The 17,597-nt window shown below is 71.1% G+C and carries 12 protein-coding genes and 2 pseudogenes; 4 read left to right on the top strand and 10 right to left on the bottom strand.

Annotation, left to right across the window (positions count from 1 at the left end):
• Window positions 1–38: 38 nt before the first annotated feature.
• The 4 genes from OG861_RS31355 to cseB form a co-directional block, all read right to left on the bottom strand.
• Window positions 39–2,600 (bottom strand): ABC transporter permease, encoded by a 2,562-nt coding sequence (locus OG861_RS31355; RefSeq protein WP_329191728.1) that lies wholly within the window; start codon window positions 2,598–2,600, stop codon window positions 39–41.
• Window positions 2,601–2,680: 80 nt separating this feature from the next.
• Window positions 2,681–3,454, bottom strand: coding sequence for an ABC transporter ATP-binding protein (locus OG861_RS31350; protein WP_329191730.1), 774 nt, complete (start codon window positions 3,452–3,454; stop codon window positions 2,681–2,683).
• A 574-nt stretch (window positions 3,455–4,028) separates the two neighbouring features.
• Window positions 4,029–5,300 carry a sensor histidine kinase gene (locus OG861_RS31345; protein ID WP_329191732.1) on the bottom strand — a complete coding sequence of 424 codons (1,272 nt, stop codon included), beginning with the start codon at window positions 5,298–5,300 and terminating at the stop codon, window positions 4,029–4,031.
• Window positions 5,297–6,025 (bottom strand): two-component system response regulator CseB, encoded by a 729-nt coding sequence (gene cseB, locus OG861_RS31340; protein ID WP_329191734.1) that lies wholly within the window; start codon window positions 6,023–6,025, stop codon window positions 5,297–5,299. The genes OG861_RS31345 and cseB overlap by 4 nt, the downstream gene beginning before the upstream one ends.
• A gap of 818 nt (window positions 6,026–6,843) precedes the next feature.
• Here cseB and OG861_RS31335 point away from each other — a divergent pair.
• The 3 genes and pseudogenes from OG861_RS31335 to OG861_RS31325 all read left to right on the top strand — a co-directional run.
• Window positions 6,844–7,641: a polysaccharide deacetylase family protein gene (locus OG861_RS31335; protein ID WP_443057519.1), complete on the top strand. Its 798-nt coding sequence runs from the start codon at window positions 6,844–6,846 to the stop codon at window positions 7,639–7,641.
• Between the two features lie 32 nt (window positions 7,642–7,673).
• Window positions 7,674–7,955, top strand: a pseudogene (locus tag OG861_RS31330) (TetR/AcrR family transcriptional regulator); the annotation flags it as partial.
• 917 nt (window positions 7,956–8,872) lie between these two features.
• Window positions 8,873–8,983 (top strand): annotated as a pseudogene (locus tag OG861_RS31325) (CsbD family protein); the annotation flags it as partial.
• 176 nt (window positions 8,984–9,159) lie between these two features.
• Here OG861_RS31325 and OG861_RS31320 read toward each other — a convergent pair.
• The 6 genes from OG861_RS31320 to OG861_RS31295 all read right to left on the bottom strand — a co-directional run bounded on the left by OG861_RS31320 (window position 9,160) and on the right by OG861_RS31295 (window position 14,580).
• A complete protein-coding gene (locus OG861_RS31320) occupies window positions 9,160–9,822 on the bottom strand; it encodes a serine protease (protein WP_329191736.1) in 663 nt (220 codons plus the stop codon).
• 328 nt (window positions 9,823–10,150) lie between these two features.
• Window positions 10,151–10,588, bottom strand: coding sequence for a hypothetical protein (locus tag OG861_RS31315; RefSeq protein ID WP_329191738.1), 438 nt, complete (start codon window positions 10,586–10,588; stop codon window positions 10,151–10,153).
• A gap of 101 nt (window positions 10,589–10,689) precedes the next feature.
• Complete coding sequence (locus OG861_RS31310; protein ID WP_329191740.1) at window positions 10,690–11,856, bottom strand: serine hydrolase domain-containing protein; 1,167 nt, start codon at window positions 11,854–11,856, stop codon at window positions 10,690–10,692.
• 399 nt (window positions 11,857–12,255) lie between these two features.
• Entirely contained in the window at window positions 12,256–12,429 is a 174-nt protein-coding gene (locus tag OG861_RS31305; RefSeq protein WP_329191741.1) for a hypothetical protein, read from the bottom strand.
• A gap of 71 nt (window positions 12,430–12,500) precedes the next feature.
• Window positions 12,501–13,334: a PIG-L family deacetylase gene (locus OG861_RS31300; RefSeq protein ID WP_329191743.1), complete on the bottom strand. Its 834-nt coding sequence runs from the start codon at window positions 13,332–13,334 to the stop codon at window positions 12,501–12,503.
• 952 nt (window positions 13,335–14,286) lie between these two features.
• Window positions 14,287–14,580: a HopJ type III effector protein gene (locus tag OG861_RS31295; protein ID WP_329191745.1), complete on the bottom strand. Its 294-nt coding sequence runs from the start codon at window positions 14,578–14,580 to the stop codon at window positions 14,287–14,289.
• A 443-nt stretch (window positions 14,581–15,023) separates the two neighbouring features.
• Here OG861_RS31295 and uvrA point away from each other — a divergent pair, with 443 nt between their 5' ends.
• Complete coding sequence (uvrA, locus tag OG861_RS31290; RefSeq protein WP_329191747.1) at window positions 15,024–17,492, top strand: excinuclease ABC subunit UvrA; 2,469 nt, start codon at window positions 15,024–15,026, stop codon at window positions 17,490–17,492.
• The last annotated feature ends 105 nt before the right edge of the window (window positions 17,493–17,597 follow it).

Genomic DNA, 17,597 nt, shown 5'->3' with positions numbered 1-17,597 from the left:
TGGCGCAGAACCGTCCCTCCCCTAACCAGCCCCGGCCGTCAGGTGTTCGCGGCCGCCTCCAAGGGGCTCAGGGCGGCTGCCCGGCGGGCGGGGGCGGCGGCCGCGAGGACGCCGATCGCCAGGGAGAGCAGGCACACCAGGAGCAGGGTTCTCCAGGGCAGGGCCAGGGTGTATTGGTCGACGGCGCCGTGGGCGAGGGAGCCGACGGCCCAGGCGCCGAACAGGCCGCCCGTCAGACCCAGGAGAGTTCCGAAACCGGCGACGGTCAGGGCCTCCAGGCGGATCATGCGGCGGACGCCGGCGCGGTCCATGCCGAGTGCGCGCAGCGCGCCGATCTCTCGGGTGCGTTCGGCGACGGACATGGCCAGTGTGTTCACGATGCCGAGGGCGCTGATGACGACACCGATGCCGAGCATGCCGTACATCACGTCCAACAGGTCGCCCATGGTGCCGGCGGCCTGGCGGACGAACTGTTCGCGGTCCTGCACCTTGAGGAGCGGGCTGTTGCCGACGGCGGTGCGCAGCCGGTTCTCCAATGCCCCCGTCGCCTGGCCGTCGGTGCGCAGGAGCACGCGCTGGACGGAGTCCGGCAGGAAGCTGTTGGCCGCGACCTCGCTACGGCTGCCGAGCGCGTCGTGGGCGACGGGGTTGTCCTTGTAGACGCCCATGACCTTGTACGAGGTGAACTTCCCCGCGCGACCCATCTGGACCTTCAGCAGACCGCCCGTCGTCACCCCGCTCTCCCGGGCGACGGTGGCGGAGATGGCGATCGAGCCCGGCGCCAGGTTCTCGGCGGAGCCGGAGACGAAGTCGAGCTTCATGGTGTCGCGCACGGTGGCGGGGTCGGCGCCGGTGATCTGGCGGACGCCGCTTCCGGTGAACAGGGTCGAGTCGGCGATCGGGTGCGCGGCGCGCACGCCGGAAGTCTCGGCCAGCCGCCGTAGGACAGCGGGGTCGATGCCCGTCATTGTGGAGCGAGTGCTGACGACGTAGTCGGCGCCGAGCCCAGAGGCGGCTTGGCGGTCGAGTGCCTGTCCGGTGGAGTGCCCGATGACGGCGAGTCCGGTGACGAGGCCGGTGCTGATCAGCAGGGTGGCAGCGGTGGCCGCGGTGCGGCGCGGGTCGCGCAGGGCGTTCTCGCGGGCGAGGCGGCCGGTTACGCCGAAGCGCCCGGTCAACTGCCCCGTCAGCCGGATCACCGGGCCGGCGAGCAGCGGCGCAAGCACGATCAGGGCGGCGGCGAACAGGCCGCAGCCGGCCATCGCATCACGCAGGTTCTCCTCCGAGGCGTCCTTCGCGCCTCGGAGTGAGACCAGCCAGCCGGCGCCGAGCACGAGGAGGCCAAGGCCCACCGCGCCCCGCAGCCGCAACCGCTGTGCCGAAGGTGGCTGTTCGGCCGTGCGCAGCGCCTCCATGGGGGAGGTCCGCGCTGCCAGGCGGGAGGGCAGCCACGCCGCGAGCACGGTGACGCCGACGCCCACGCCGAGCGCCGCAACGACCGAGCGCGGGCCGATCACGAGAGGGCCACTGGGCAGGACATCACCGTCGGCGCCGAGGATGTCGGGCAGTACCGCCGCGATACCGAGCCCCAGCAGGAAGCCGGTCACCGAGGCGGCAAGACCGACCATCAGGGCCTCCAGAAGAACGGAGCGCGACACCTGGCGTCGCGTGGCGCCGATCGCCCGGAGCAGGGCGGTCTCGCGGGTGCGCCGCTTCACGAGCATGGTGAAGGTGTTGACGATGAGGAACGAGCCGATGAAGAGCGAGACCCCAGCGAAGACCATCGGCACCTTCTCGTAGCCGCGGGTCAGGGTGTCGACGAGGATGGCCTGCTGGGCTGCCTGTGCCTGGCCCGTGGTGGCCTCGGCGCGGCCCGCGGGCAGCAGGGCTGTGAGCCGGTCCGCGAGTTCGTACGCGGTGGTGCCGGGCGTGGCGGTCAGGTCGATGCCGGTGTAGCGGCCGGGGGCGGCGAACAGCCGCTGCGCGGTGGCCTTGTCGAAGAGGACGAGGGTGCCGCCGGCCGTGACCCGGGTGTCGTCCGCGGTGACGATGCCGACCAGCCGCGGGGTCACCACCGGGCCGTCCGTGGCCAGGGTGACCGTGTCGCCGAGCCGGAAACCGCCCGCGGAGGCGGTTCCGCTGTCCACGGCGATCTCACCGCTGTTCGTGGGGGCGCGGCCCTCGACCAGCGGATGGCGGCTGTCCTTGCCGTCCCGGTCCGGTACGTACGCGCCGGCCAGGTTGGACCAGGCTCGGCCGGCCCGCAGCGGGCTCCCGTCCGACGCGTTCAGGGTGGCCGAGCCGTCGGCCGACGGGCGCACGGCGGCGACACCGGGAACCCGGGCCAGTTGCGCGACGAGCGCGTCGTCAAGCACTCCGGCCCGCGATCCACCGCCGGCACCGGGTTCGGGGGCCTTCTCGGTCACAGTGACGTCGACCCCGGCGAAGTTCTTCGACGCGGCGGCACGGTGAGCGGCGGCGGTGGAGTCCGCGAAGACGAGGGTGCCGCTGACAAACGCGACGCCCAGGCAGACGGCTAGGACGGTCATGGACAGCCGGGCCTTGTGGGCCAGGAGGTTGCGTAGGGTTGTTCTCAACATGGGGCTTCAGGGCTTTCCGAGAGATTCTGGGGAGGTCGGGGACTTCCCAGGGCGGTACGGGGGGACGGCGGAGGCGCGGCTCAGCTGCCGTGGGAGCGGGAGCCCAGGCTCTTCACCAGGTCGAGGACGCGGTCCGGGGTCGGCCGGGCCATCTCCTCGACGAGGCGCCCGTCGGAGAGGAACACGACGCGGTCGGCGTAGCCGGCGGCGACGGGGTCGTGGGTGACCATGACCACGGTCTGCCCCAGCTCGCGTACCGAGTCCCGGAGGAAGCCGAGGACCTCGGCCCCGGCGCGCGAGTCGAGGTTGCCGGTGGGCTCGTCGCCGAAGACGATCGCCGGGCGCGAGGCCAGGGCGCGGGCGACAGCAACGCGCTGCTGCTGGCCGCCGGACAGCTGGACGGGCCGGTGGCCGAGCCGGTCGGCGAGGCCGACCATGGAGACGATCCGGTCCAGCCACGCGCGATCGGGATGGCGGCCTGCGATGTCCATCGGCAGGGTGATGTTCTCCAGGGCGGTCAGCGTCGGCAGCAGGTTGAACGCCTGGAAGACGAACCCGACGCGGTCCCGGCGCAGTTGCGTGAGCTGCCGGTCCCCGAGTCGGGCGAGTTCGGTGGTGCCGACGCGTACCGACCCGGACGTGGGCGAGTCGAGTCCGGCGGCGCAGTGCATCAGGGTGGACTTGCCGCAGCCCGAAGGGCCCATGATCGCGGTGAACTCGCCCTCCCGGAAGGCGACGCTGACCCGGTCCAGAGCGACCACCCGGGTGTCGCCGCTGCCATAGACCTTGGACAAGTCGGTGGTGGCGGCCGCGATGCCGGTCGTCGGGTGCGGCGACAGGAGGTCGGCGGTCATAGGGGGCTCCTCTTCTCGTACGGAAAGCGCACGTGAAGGGTCTCCGGGGAACGTATCGGGGCCTGGACCGCCGTGTATCGGTGGCCGCTCGGGCGTGCGGCAAGGCTGTAGCGAGCCGGGCACGGACAAGGGCCTCCCCGCGGTGTCCACACGTCGGGGGCGCGGACACCACGGGGAGGCCCGGGAGGGGCGCCGCCGTTACCGGTGTCCGGCCTGGCCGGCGACGAAGCGGGCAAGCGCGCCGACGGCCAGGAGCGTCCCGCCGAGGAACAACCCGATCACACCGGGCACTCCGGCGGGCTGTCCCGTCTCGCCCGCCGCGGGTTTCGCAGTGACACCGCACGAGCAGCAGGACAGGTCAGCGTGAGAGCGCCGATGCACAGGACGCCACGGGACAGGGCGGTGGTGTGGACGGACGGGTTCACGGTGGCCTCGGTGGCCTCCTCGCAGTGGGTCCCGCGCCGGGCCCGGTACAGGACACGGTGTCCGTCGAAGAGTGACGGAGCAAGGCATCGGCCCTGGGCTGCCGTGCATCAGTGCCCGCTCCACGGCGTACTGACCCCGCGGGCGTCCGTCACGGGGGCAGCCGGAGGGTGGCGACGGCCCCGCCGTCCGGGGCGTTGGCCAGCAGCAGTTCGGCGCCGAGGACGCGTGCCTGGCCGAAGGCGATGGTGAGCCCCAGGCCGTGACCCGAGCCGCGTTCCCGGGCGCCGGTGTGGAAGCGGCGCGGGCCGTGGAGCAGCAGGTCGGCCGGGAACCCGGGGCCGTGGTCACGGACGACGACCGTCGGTCCGTCGACGGTGACCTGGACCGGGCCGGCACCGTGGCGGTGCGCGTTGACGACGAGGTTGCCCACGATCCGCTCCAGGCGGCGCGGGTCGGTCTCCACCGTCCGCGCGCCGCCGTCGGCGACGGCCTCGGCGGCCTCGGTGACCTCGGCGGCGAGACCGGTACGGGAGACCGCCTCGGCGACCACGGCACCGAGCGGCACCCGGACGCGGACCGCTTCCTCTGCGCCGGCGTCCAGGCGGGAGATCTCCAGGAGGTCCTCGACCAAGTCGCGCAGGTCACGCACCCGGGCCCGCAGCAGGTCCTCGGTCTCGCCGTGAGGAAGGAGGTCGACGGCGGCGAGCAATCCCCCGACGGGGGTGCGCAGCTCGTGGGCCACGTCCGCGGTGAACCGGCGCTCGGTGCGCAGCCGCAGTGCAAGGCTGTCGGCCATCCGGTCGACGGTCGCGGCGATGTCCGCGACTTCGTCACGGCCCTTCGTAGGCCCGGAGCGGGCGTCCAGGTCCCCGGCGGAGATCCGCGCCGCCGTCTCGGCGACCCGGCCCAGTCTCCGGGACAGGAAGCCCGCGCCGTAGACGGCCAGGGGAACGGCGCCCGCGAGCGCGACGAGTGAGGCGAGCGCCATGGCCGCGTCGAGGCGCGACAGGTTGGCGCGGTCCGGGCTCAGGTTGATCTGGACGGCGAGGACCGGGCTGCCCCGGCCACCGGTGCGCTGGGCCGCCCAGACGCTCGGCCCGACGTTGCCGTCGGCTTGCCCGTCGTAGACGTGGTGCCGTTCGCCGTCAGCCGGGGCCCCTAGTGCGGCGGGCAGGTCGTCGGGATCGAGTTCGGCACCGTCGGTGAGGACGCCGGTGCGGCGGTAGACGTCCATGGCCGCGTACAGGGTGTTCATCGCCCGTGCCTCGCCCCGGCTGCGAATGTCCTGGGCGGTCCACAGGTGCACCAGGACACCGACCGCCGCCACGACGAGCAGGGCCGTGGCCGCGGCGAGCGCGGCGATCTTCCGGCGCAGCGGGGCGCGGCCCGCCCACGGCGCGCGGAGGGAACGCACGGTCACCGCCGGAACTTGTATCCGAAGCCCCGGACCGTCTCGACCCGGTCCCGGCCCACCTTCCGGCGCAGCCGCTGCACGCACAGGTCGACGACCCGACTGTCCCCGTCCAAGCCGTACTCCCAGACGTCCCGCAGGAGGGTGTGCCGCTCCAGCACGACCCCGGGGTGGGCGGCGAACTCCAGCAGCAGCTTGAGCTCCGTCGGGGTGAGCGCCACCGGCCGGCCAGCGAGGAACACCTCCATCCCGGCGGTGTCGATCCTCAGGTCCCCGAACTCCAGCACCTCCGCCCCGGCCGGCCGGCTGCCGGCCTGAGCCGGTCCCTCTGCGGGGACGGGCGAGTACGTGGCACGACGCAGCAGCGAACGCATGCGGGCCACCAGGACGTAGGTCTCGACCGGTTTGACGATGTAGTCGTCCGCCCCGGCCTCCAGTCCGGCGACCACGTCCAGCCCGTCGCCGCGCGCGGACATCATCAGCACCGGCACCAGACTGGTCTCCCGGACCCGGCGGCACAGCCCGATCCCGTCGAGGCCGGGCAGCATCACGTCAAGGATCAGCAGGTCGAAGTCGTGCTCACGGAAGGCTTCGAGCCCGGCGAGGCCGTCGGAGACGGCCCGCACGTCGTAGCCATAGCGCTCCAGGGCGATGGAGAACGATCGGCGGATCAGGTCATCGTCCTCAACGAGGAGCACGCGGGCGGTCTGCGCGGAGGAGACGGGCGACGACAAAGGCACTCCTGTTCAAACGACGGACGCGCGGACGGGCCGACTTCACGGCCCCGACGTGCGGGCGACCGCCCCGCAATCCGAACGATACGGCAGCTAGCGGACAGGCCAGCGCCTCGCACGGACACCCGGAGCCATGGGGCCACCCTCCTCGCACCCGGAGAAACCGCAGGTCGCATCCCTGCCGGCCGTCAGGCGACGGCACCCGGCATGCCGTCGGCTGACTCGCCGGACACTCCGGTTCGATACCAGCCCGAGCCCCCTCCGACACGCCCCGGATACAAAGGCCACCGGGCAACCCGCACAACAACGAAGGCCCTGACCTCTGACCAGGGCTTTCGTTCAAGAGCGGATGAGGGGAATCGAACCCGCGCTATAGGCTTGCGAACCCCTCAGGACTTGAGCGCCCGGATGGCCTCTGACCGGCAGAAAGGGCAGCAGGGGCAAGACTCTCGGCCGCCCTTTCGTGCCTTTCTTTGGCCGTTGTTCACCGCCCATCCGCTCCAGCGGGGGCTGTCCGCCCCCCTATACGCGAGCGTCGACTCCCTCGGCTACGACCTGGTAGGACGGTGAACCACCGCCGGGTCGCAGACGGGCACCCTGACGACGGGTCCGGCGAAGGGATCGCCGGCCCGCGGCGGCCGGGCGGGCGCACGGCGAACGGCCTTGCGCTCGTCGCGCCGGTGCAGACGTCAGCGCACCGGCTACACCGGGCCCCGTCGGTGCGGCGCGCAGAGATCACCCGGCTGCCCGGCACGGCCGCGCGGGACCCTCACCCGCTGCTCTCGCACACTCGTGGGAGCGCCGCGCGGGGTGGCGCGGTGCCCGAGGGAGCGACCGAGGTGACGGTGGGACGACGTGCCGTGTTGGAGGCGCTGCTGGCCGCGGGGCTGGGGCCCGGTCCGAACACTCTGGCCGCGCCGACGGCCCGGGGGCGCGGGACCGGTCCCGTCGCGGGTCCCCGGCCGCCGGCGGGGCTTCTCGGGCGAGAGATCCGGCGGCTACCCACGTCCCGCAGGGTGGTGGCTCTCACCTTCAACGCCGCGTGGGACGAGAGCGGCCTGGGCACGGTCCTGGCGGAGCTGCGCCGACGGAGGGCGCCCGCCACGTTCTTCCCCACGGGGATGTACGCCGAGGCCCGTCGGGCGGCCGTGCGCGCGATGGCCGAGGCGGGGCACGGGCTGGGCAACCACTCCTACAGCCACCCCTACTTCGACGACCTGAGTACGCAGGAGCGGGCGCGGGAGGTCCGCGCGGCGGATGCGGCGATCCGTAAGGCGTCGGCGGCCGAGCCCCTGCCGTTCTTCCGGTTCCCGTACAGCTCGACGACCGAGGATTCGGTTGCGGACGTCAACGACCTGGGTTACGCGGCGATCGAGTTCACCAACGACACGAACGGCTACCTGGGGCCGGCCGGCGGCATGACCGTGAACGAGGCGGTACGCAGGGCGGTGGACTCGCTGGAGCCCGGGGCCGTCCTGCAGATGCATGTGGGGAGCAGCACGGGTGACGGGGTGGTACTCGACGCCGAGGCCCTGCCGAAGATCATCGACGCGGCCCTGGAGGAGGAGTACGCGGTCGTGGACCTGCGCGAGTTCCTCGCGTCGCAAGCGCCGTGACCGCGGCGGCGGGGCGCGGCCTTGGCCTGGACGAGGCGGTCCTCCTCCTCTACGGCGCTGCCGACTTCGGCGGCGCCGACTGGCCCGAGGAGCTCAGCCGGCGCGCCGACGCCGGCAACCGCCGGGTGTTCGCAGCCCTGGCCCGACTGGCGGAAGCCCTGGGCGCACAGAACGAGCAGGGCCAAGACCGCATCGTCCTGGCACTCGTCGACCTGCCGCTCACCGTGGTCCGCCGCCACCTGCGCACAGGCACTCCCCTACCACCGCACGCCGAAGACCTCACCGAACAGTGCACGACGGCGCTCCTGGCCTAGGGCAGACCGACCAGCAGCCCCCAACCGCGGGTCGCTGCCTCGGTCATCACGTCGCCCCATTCACGCAGAATCGCGCTGAAGTCCTGGAAGGAGTCCTGGCGGCCCGCCCAGCCCTCGCATTCGGTCGCAAACGGTTCGCGCAGCTCCGCAAGGCGGGCCTCCACCCGAGCCCAAGCGCAGGCTTTGCCACATAAGGCCTCAGGCGGGAACGCCAGAAGGACATGCGGGTGCGAGCGGTCGGCGGCGGTCGGGGGCCGCGGTAGTAGCGGGGCCGAGGCGTGCCAGACGGCGGTGATGCCCTTGACCTCCTTGGCGCTGTCGTCGTAGAGGCCGGCGATGGCGGTGGTGCGGGGGAAACGCGGCTCCAGGCGCCGTCGGAGTAATTGCGTGCCTCGCCGCCCTCTTGGCGGCCGGTGTCGCACGTGAGGTTGGGCGGGACGGGCTCGCGGTCAGCCTGCCCCTGCCCGTCCCCATCCTCGACTGACCGCATCAAGTACCTACCAAGGCCGCAGAGTTGGGGTGGCGGGGATCGGAAGCAAGCCCTCCATGGGGTGCTCGGCTTTCGCGTTGACGGTGTCGCACGGAGCGGGGGCGGGTTCAGAAAACGAGGATGCCGCTCCCCAGGACGAGGCAGTAGATGTACGTGTAGCCCATGTAGGTTTTGTGGTCTGCGTGCCGTCCGGAGAGGTGAAGAACCCGGTAGGCGACGGTCCAGCATGAGGCAGTGAGGGCCAGGTCGCAGCCGAGGACGGGCAGGCCCGAATGGTAACGACGCGTACAGCAGGGTGTGGATGAGGGCGGGGAAGAGGAACAGGAGCACGGCGAAGTAGCGGCGTGTAGCGTCTCGCCGAAGAGCATGGGCAGGGTGCGGCGCCCCATCTGTCGGTCCCCGTCGAGATCGCGGAGATCCTGGATGTGCTGGCCGCCTGACGGGCGATGAGCGGCTGGCCGGCGAGGGCCGCGCGGAGCAGACCAAAGGCGAAGCGCGTGAAGCCAAGGAGAAGATCAAGGACGTGTTCAAGCACTGAACCTACGCGCCGTGAGGGCCCGGATCGCGGAGCGGTTCGGGCCCTCACTCATGCCGGCGGTCAGCCGGGACGATCAAGCAGCGGCGGGCTGAGGCCGGGTGGGCCGGGACGGCTCAGCCTGGCCGAAGAGAAAGCGAGGCCGCCGACTACCAGGTTGGGGATGCATCGGGTCAGGGTCAGCCGTTGCTCATCACGGAGTTGATCCAGGTGGCGAAGGTGCTGATGCGGTTGAATACGGGACTGCTGGAATTTGGGGCTGCCAGCCCGCAGCTGCCGCCCCAGGAGTAGATCCCGACCAGCCGGCCCTGGTAGGCGAGTGGGGTGCCCTGGTCTGCCGGACAGAGGTCCTTGACGCCTGTCTGGTCGCCGGCGCACATCATACGGATGGTGACCCTCCCGCCTTTGAAGTTCTGGCATTGGGTGGCGGAGAGTGTGGTGAGTGGCGCTTGCTGCAAGAGGTCGGGCAAGGCGTTTTCGGTGTTCGTCGCGCCGAAGCTGGTGACGACGCCGAGGCTCCCGCCCGGGGGATCGTTCTCGGCAAGGGGGATCGGCTTGATCGACGTGCCGGCGGGCAGGGTGCGGGCCAGCGTGAGCACGGCGATGTTGCTGTCGTAGGTGCTCTTGTCGAACGCCGGATGCACGGTGATCACCGTCACGGCCTCTGAAAGTCCGCCATCGTAGTACTTGTTGGAGCCGACGCGGACGTTGACGTCGGAGGGTGCGAGGGCGCTCACGCAGGTGGCGGTAGTGACGACGTGCTTGAGGTCGACCAGCGCCCCTTCACACATCACGACTGGCCCCTGCACGGACACCATGTAGGGAAACTGGGAGGCGCTCATCACGCTGCTACCACCGGAGACCGCCTGCGCGGACGTCACCGGCAGGGCCAGGCATGCCGCCGTCAACGCAACACCTGCCCACCGCGCCCGCCGCGCCCAACCCCGTGTCACACGCCCTGCCGTTGAACCCCTCACAGGTGCCTCCCCCTTCGTATGGACAACGTGGCGTACGGAGCCACGTGTCAGGATGATGCGTTCAACGAACACGGCACCGGTCAGTCACCACGGCCACCGGTCAAACCGCCCGCGTCCAAACCGGCACCCGTCGTGCGCGGCCCAGACCTTCACCGTTCCCAAAACCCCGGCACACCCCTTTGCCTACGGCGCTCTACGGAGCCCGTTGGCCTGCGCCTGCGTGAGCAACGACGAGGGCCGCCCGACCGGTCAGCGCCACCGTGAGGGGGCTGCTCCCGACAGGGACGGTCGCGGTCACCGCGTTGGTCGCCGTGTCGAACACCGAGACGGTGTTGCCACCGATGTTGGCCACATAGGCGAGCGGGCCGGTCGCGGCGAGCGCGGGCGCGGGCGGAGCGACCACCCCGTAAGCGCGAGGGCGCCACCCGTGGCGAAGGAGATCAGGCGGCGCCCCCAGACGGAGTAGGGCCGGCGTATGCGGGCAGGTGCAGAAGGCAAGGGACTCCCCCCGATCGGTCCGCACGCCGATGGCGGGTCCGGAAGACCCGGGGGCCGACGGCCGTGCGGTCGCGCGACTCCACCACCGGCGGCCGGTCGACCCGGGGACGGCGGAGCTCTGGCGGCACTCCATCGCGCACCGCCCCACGACGGGCTCAACCCCCGGGCGGACACGGCACACACCTCACGCACCACCGCAGCAGGAACCAGGGCGGCGGCGGCCGTGACGCCGCCTCAGCCGCACAGGGCTGTCATCTGCGCCTTCAGCAGTCCCTTGCTGCGGGGGACGGGCGGTTCGCCCTTGAGGTCCTCGCCGAGGTCGTAGACATTGACGGCCAGGACCAGCTGTCGCTCATTGTCGGCGGTGGTGAGGGACACGCTGGTGAAGCCCGGCCCGCCGCCGTCGGTCTCCCAGACACTGATCGGCTTGGTGTCCTGCTCCGAGCCGCATGGCACATCCATGCGCTGCACGCCGAGTCCGTACGCCGGCGCCTTGGGGAACTGCACCGTTGTCAGGAGTTCGCGCTGCTGGGCGGGGCGCAGCAGCCGGCCGGTGAACAGGGCGCGGTGGAAGTGGGCCAGGTCGTTAACCGTGGAAATCATGGCGCCGGCAGTCCAGTCGTAAGACGGGCTGAATCGGGTCACGTCGCGTCCCGTGAGGTCGTAGCCGTGAAGATGGGGGCCGTGAATGGCCGGATCGGTCAACGGGAAGGAGGTGTCCTTCAGGCCGAGCGGGGCGAGAATCCGCCGATGAATTTCGGAGGGCGCACTGTGACGTGTTACCGCCTCGATCACCAGACCGGCGAGGAGGTAGTTGGTGTTGGAGTACGACCAGCCGCCGCCGGGCGCGAAGAGCGGCTGGTGCCGGACGGCACGGGCGATCACCTCCCGAGGGGTGTAAACGTGGCCCCATTCGTGGCGCTCCAGGTAGGGGGCGAAGAACTCCGGTTCGGTGGTGGGGTCGTAGATGCCGGAGGTGTGGTTGAGCAGTTGCCGGATGGTGATGGCCTTGCCAGTGTTGCCGTTTCCCTGGACCATGCCGGGCAGCCATTTCTCCACGCTGTCGTCGAGCGAGATCCGCCCTTCGCCCTCCAGCTGCAAAAGCACCGTCGACACAAACGACTTGGTGTTACTGGCGATCCGGAACCGATGGTCCGGCCGGGCCCGCTCGCCACTCGCCGTGTCCGCGAGCCCGGCCGCCATCCGTGACTCCCGTTCTCCGTTCCTGGCGTATGCCACGGCACCCGGGAATCCGTCCGCGACCGTCTGCTCGATGGCCTCCTTGAGGCCGGCGGGCGGCAAGGCCGGCGCCTGCTCCGCCGCGGCCGCCGGGAAGACCCCTGATACGACCAACGTACAAATCCCCGCCCACAGTGCTGCGCCCCCCGCACGTGCGTTCACCGATTGCTCCTGCTTCTGTTGCCTGTGCCGTTCCTGCCCAGCGTGCCGGGGCGCCGCACCAGTTGCCCATCCGGCTGACGCCCGGGGGGATACGGGGGCTGTCCCCACCCCTCCCCGTCCTGGCCCTCGCCGAGTCTGTGCATGCGAGGTCCTGACCGACGTCGTCGAGACCCGCGCCCGGCTCCCGGGCCTCAGCCTCTCGTCGCCTGCTTCGAGCCGTCACGGCCGAGGCCCGACTCGGCGGGCTGTTGCCCTGGCTCTCTGTCGGCACCGGAAGCCTCCGGACCCGCAGCCCCGGCACTGCCCTGCTCACTCACTCGGGCCTGCCGACGCGCCTTCTTCAGGGTGTGGTGCGGGCGGTCGCCAGCCGTCCAGGCGACCGCCCGCACCTGACACCGGTCAGTGGTGGCGACGGCCCCAGGACTCGGTGTCGACCATGCGGCCGCGGCCATCGCGCAGCGTGGTGGTGTCGGCGTGGTTGTCCCGGATGCAGTCGCGGCGGTATTGGAACAGGTCGGTGCGGGTGTCGCGGCCGGTGCCGGTGTGGATGTGTATGGTGGCGCGTCCATTCATGCGGACATCGTCGAAGCGGTAGCGGTTGCCGTCGTCGTCGCGCAGGGTCCTGCCGTGCAGGGAGGGACGGGTCAGCGCAGTCCGGCGAAAAGATCGTTCTCGGGTACGGCTGCGCCGGTGGCATCCTTGACCCGTACGAAGGTCTCCATGCCCATCAGCTTGCCGAACTTCTCCTTGCCCATCTTGAGGAAGAAGATGTTCTCGCCCTGGCTGGCGTGTGCGGCCAGCGCATCGAACTTCTGACCGCTGAACGCGGTGGTGTCCACCCACGTGGTGATCTCATCGTCGGGAAGGCCGATCTCGGCCATCGCCGCGGCCTCGGCCGGATCCGGCTCCGGCATGTCCTCGTGGAAATCTCTCATGATCTCCATGAACCGCTGCATCCTGGAGCGGGGCATCGTCGTCCAGTACACCTTGGGTGTCAGCGCGGTCATCTCCAGCGCCGCCATCGTGATGCGGTGGGCCTGAATGTGGTCGGGGTGGCCGTAGAAGCCGTTCTCGTCGTAAGTGACCACCACGTCGGGCCGGTAGTGCCGCATGAGTTCCGCAAGTCGGGCGGCGCCCTCCTCTACGGGAGTCCGCCAGAAGGATCCGGGGGCATCGTTGCTCGACCAGCCCATCATCCCGGAGTCGGCATAGTCCAACAGCTCCAGATCGCTGACCTCGAGGACATCACAGCTCGCCAGGAGCTCTTGACGGCGCATCAAGGCAACCGCCGCCGGATCGTGCCCGGGATCGCCAGGCTTGACACCCCCCGGTCCGTCACCGCAACCTCCATCGGTACACGTCACGAGAACCGTGCGGACGCCCTCCGCCGCGTACCGCGCGAGAACCCCTCCGGTTCCCGTGGCCTCGTCGTCGGGGTGCGCGTGCACAGCCATGAGCGTCAAGGGCCGGTCAGTCATGAACATTCCTCCTGCAGAAGCACCTGTCGGTTGGTCCGAGTGTGCGGCGGGTGTACAGCGACCCTGGAGCCTGGAGCGTGGTGGGGCGAACGCCTTACTGCCGCACTCCCAGGCCGGTCCGTCCGTCGATTAAACAGCGCCGACCGCACCGGCTGTTCCCGGCCACGGCCCCATGGCCTTTCGGACCGTCTCGGTCATGGGGCGCCTTGGCCGGACCCGGACGCTCCACCTCGTATCCGCGCGGAGCGTCTGGTCCGCTGCGACGGTTGAAATCGTCGGCCTCGCCCTCGGCCCCGGCGTTGCGCGCACAGCGTCGGTTCGCTCCCGAAGCCCCCCGGATCACGGGCAGGCCGATTGCCGTGCGCGGCAGCGCCAGGCCCGCTGGACATGATGCAAGTGGAGTGGTGGCCCCGAGATCTGCGGTCGCGGTGGTCGCCGGACCCCCCGCAGCCGGTCCGTGGTCATCTCCGGCACCGGGTCGCAGCCGTCCGCCTGGGGTCGGCGGGCGCCACGACGACCAGCGTCACCGGGAGCCGCGCCAGTACGTCCGCGGCCTCCGCCTGCCCGTCGATCGACCGCCCGGAGTGGGTCGACTCTGGAGATCGGCTTGCCCGTCACCGTGGAGGGCCCGAGGATCGGCGCCGCCGCAATGATCTCGGCCGTCTCGGCGCCGGCGCTGCGGCTGCTGTTCACGGGGACGAGTCCTTCGTGTTCGGCCGGCTGCCGGGGGTAGGGTCGCCGACGTCGCGCGGGCCCAGGCCATCGCGCGGCCGGTGGCTGGATCGAGGACGTTCCAGCCCGCGGCGGCGTTCACGCGCAGGTGGTCGTCCGTGTGGTCGGAAGCCTGGACAGCCCGGAGGTCGATCCGGGCGACCGCCTGGGCCACGGCGTCGGCGAGGGTGGTGGCGCAGCGCACGGCGGCTTCCCGGGGCATTCGGGGCGGTGCGGGGCATCAGTTGGTCGACGTGTCACTGCCGGCCGGTGCGGAAGGCCTCCAGGTGCGCGTCGGCGTGGCGGAAGCGGTGAACGGTGCTGTAGGCGCCAGCCCGGGGTCGCTCAGCCCTTCCAGCAGGGCCAGTCCCAGCGTCTTGCAATAGCCCTCGTTCTCACCTGTGGCATTTTCCAGTTCCCCGTTGCAAAACGCCTGCGGCTGATACTCGTAGTGCGCGGCGACGAAGGCCAGGGTGTCGGCGATTTCGTGCTCACCCGACGCGAGGCTTGCCCGCAGGGTGTTCAGATCAGTCATGGCGGTTCCCCTGGGTTGGACAGACGGCCGGTTGGCGTCCGTGACCGGACGACGTATCCCCTCAAGGCCAGCGGGTAAGGAGCGGCATCTCCGCAGGTCACACCGTGCGACTGTGCGATCCACCGAAAGCCGGGTGGGGCCGGGCGGGTACCGACCGCGAGGGCTGCGCTGACAGCAGACTGTTGCCGTTGCCGTCCTGTGTCGCAGGGCGGCTCGGTCGCGCGCCGCGGCAAGGCGGGGGGGCCGGGGCGCATGTGCGCGCCCTGGGCCGAGCCGCCGGGACGAACGCGCCACCGGGAGACGAGTCACCGCTCTCGCCGAAGGGCGTCGAAACGGATGTTCCCCGGGAGCCGCTCGTCCGGGGCTTTCCGGTACTCCTGTGAGCGGGGTTCGGCGACGGCGCCTGTCGCGCGGTTCCCGGCGCGATCAGGTAATCAGGAACGGTGAACAAGGACGCGAGAGACCCTTTCGTACATGTCCGGGGCGCCAGTGAGAACAACCTGCGGAACATCGATGTCGACGTTCCGCGGGACGCGATGGTCGCCTTCACCGGCGTCTCCGGTTCGGGCAAGTCCTCGCTCGCGTTCGGCACGCTGTACGCGGAAGCCCAGCGGCGCTACTTCGAGTCCGTAGCACCGTACGCCCGAAGACTGTTGCAACAGGTCGGCGCACCCCACGTGCAGGAAATCACCGGCCTGCCACCCGCCGTGGCCCTACAACAGCGACGCGGGTCGCCCAGCTCGCGTTCGACGGTCGGCACCCTCACCACGCTGTCCAACCTGCTGCGCATGCTGTACTCCCGCGCCGGCACCTATCCGCCCGGGGCCGCACGGCTGGAAGCCGAGTCGTTCTCACCCAACACCGCGGCCGGCGCCTGCCCGGAGTGCCACGGACTAGGCGTCGTACACGACGTCGCCGAGGACCTGCTCGTCCCCGACCCCTCGCTGAGCATCCGCGAGGGGGCGATCGCCGCCTGGCCCGGTGCCTGGCAGGGCGCCAACCTGCGCAGTGTCGTCAGCGGCCTGGGGATCGACATCGACCGACCGTGGCGCAGGCTCAGGAAGAAGCACCGGGACTGGCTGCTGTACACGGACGAGCAGCCCTCCGTGTACATCGAGCCGGAGGAGGACCGGGTCGACTACGGCTACCAGGGCAAGTTCTGGAGCGCCCGCAAGCACGTCATGCACGTCCTCGCCGACTCCAAGAGCGAGAAGATGCGCGAACGGGCGCTCCGGTTCGTCAGGAGTGTGCCCTGCCCCGGGTGTCACGGCAGCGGACTGCGGCCGGAGGCGCTCGCCGTGACCTTCGCCGGACGTTCCATCGCCGAGATCAACGCGATGCCGCTCACCGGGGTCGTGGCGCTGCTGCGGCCCGTCGCGGGGCGGTCCGAGGCCGACGCCACCACGTCGACCGCCCGATCCGGGGAGACGACCGAGGTCGCGGTCCGGATCTGCGGCGATCTGGTCGCGCGGGTCGAGGTACTGCTTGACCTGGGCCTCGGTTATCTCAGCCTCGGGCGCCGTTCGACGACCCTGTCGCCCGGCGAGGCGCAACGCCTGCGGATCGCCACCCAGCTGCGCTCGGGGCTGTTCGGCGTCGTCTACGTCCTCGACGAACCCTCCGCGGGCCTGCACCCGGCTGACGCGGAGCCGCTGCTGGACGTGCTGGACCGACTCAAGGCGGCGGGCAACTCGTTGTTCGTCGTGGAGCACGACATGGACGTCGTACGGCGGGCGGACTGGGTGGTCGACATCGGCCCCGGTGCGGGCGAGGGCGGCGGGCGCGTGCTGTACAGCGGCCCGGTCGCCGGTCTTGAGCGGGTCGGGGAGTCGGCCACGAGCCAGTACCTGTTCGGGCGCGCCCGGCCGCTCGATCACCGGCCGCGCACGCCGCACGGCTGGCTGCACCTGCGCGGTGTCTCCCGCCACAATCTGCACGACGTGTCCGTCGACGTACCGCTTCGCGTACTGACGGCGGTGACGGGCGTGTCCGGTTCCGGAAAGTCGACGCTGGTGACGCAGGTGCTCGCCGAGGTCGTCCGCGGCCACCTCGGGCTCGTACCCGAGGAGGCGGACGAGGCGCAGCTGGAGGTCGACGTCCAGGACGCCTCGGGGGTCGAGTCGTTCGACCGGCTGGTCCGGGTCGACCAACGGCCCATCGGCCGGACTCCCCGGTCCAACCTGGCCACGTACACGGGAATGTTCGATGCGGTGCGCAAGCTGTTCGCGACGACGGACGAGGCCAGGGCGCGCGGCTACTCGGCCGGGCGGTTCTCCTTCAATGTGCCGGAAGGGCGGTGCGAGACCTGCCAGGGCGAGGGATTCGTCGCGGTGGAACTGCTGTTCCTGCCCGGCACCTACGCGCCGTGCCCGACCTGCCAGGGCGCCCGGTACAACGCCGAAACACTGGAAGTCGCCTATCGCGGCAAGAACATCGCGGAAGTGCTGGCGCTGTCCGTCGACGACGCCGCCGAGTTCCTGTCCGCCGTCCCGGCCGCCTCCCGCAGTCTGGAGACGCTGCGCGAGGTGGGACTGGGATACCTGCGGCTGGGCCAGCCCGCGACGGAACTCAGCGGTGGCGAGGCGCAACGCATCAAGCTGGCCACCGAACTGCAGCGAGCCCGCCGCGGGCACGCGCTCTACCTGCTCGACGAGCCGACGGCGGGGCTGCACCCCTCGGACATCGCGCTGCTGCTGACACAGCTGCACCGGCTCGTCGACGCCGGCAACACCGTAGTCCTCGTCGAGCACGACCTGGATACGATCGCCACCGCCGACTGGGTCATCGACCTGGGGCCGGGTGGCGGCGACGCGGGCGGGCGGGTTGTCGCGGCGGGCCCGCCGGCCAAGGTGGCGAGGGCCCGCCGCAGCGCCACCGCGCCCTATCTCGCGGCCCGCCTCGCCCGCTCCTGACGACGGCACGAGGGCTGAGCACCAGTCGGCCGGATCCGGCGTTTCGGGGGAACCTGCCACCCCGAGGTGGGGCAGTTGTGGCCTGGCGTCACGGGTTGAGCTGCT

This window comes from Streptomyces sp. NBC_00539 (assembly GCF_036346105.1).
Lineage (GTDB): Bacteria > Actinomycetota > Actinomycetes > Streptomycetales > Streptomycetaceae > Streptomyces.
Note: the sequence above shows the minus strand (reverse complement) of the source record. Positions and strands in the feature narration are given on the sequence as shown.

What these genes read in the sequence shown, in the direction of transcription:
- OG861_RS31315 (WP_329191738.1), bottom strand. Translation starts at nt 10,588, where the DNA reads ATGGAGTGCCGCCAGAGCTCCGCCGTCCCCGGGTCGACCGGCCGCCGG.
- OG861_RS31350 (WP_329191730.1), bottom strand. Translation starts at nt 3,454, where the DNA reads ATGACCGCCGACCTCCTGTCGCCGCACCCGACGACCGGCATCGCGGCC.
- OG861_RS31295 (WP_329191745.1), bottom strand. Translation starts at nt 14,580, where the DNA reads ATGACTGATCTGAACACCCTGCGGGCAAGCCTCGCGTCGGGTGAGCAC.
- OG861_RS31300 (WP_329191743.1), bottom strand. Translation starts at nt 13,334, where the DNA reads ATGACTGACCGGCCCTTGACGCTCATGGCTGTGCACGCGCACCCCGAC.
- OG861_RS31355 (WP_329191728.1), bottom strand. Translation starts at nt 2,600, where the DNA reads ATGTTGAGAACAACCCTACGCAACCTCCTGGCCCACAAGGCCCGGCTG.
- OG861_RS31320 (WP_329191736.1), bottom strand. Translation starts at nt 9,822, where the DNA reads ATGAGCGCCTCCCAGTTTCCCTACATGGTGTCCGTGCAGGGGCCAGTC.
- OG861_RS31305 (WP_329191741.1), bottom strand. Translation starts at nt 12,429, where the DNA reads ATGAATGGACGCGCCACCATACACATCCACACCGGCACCGGCCGCGAC.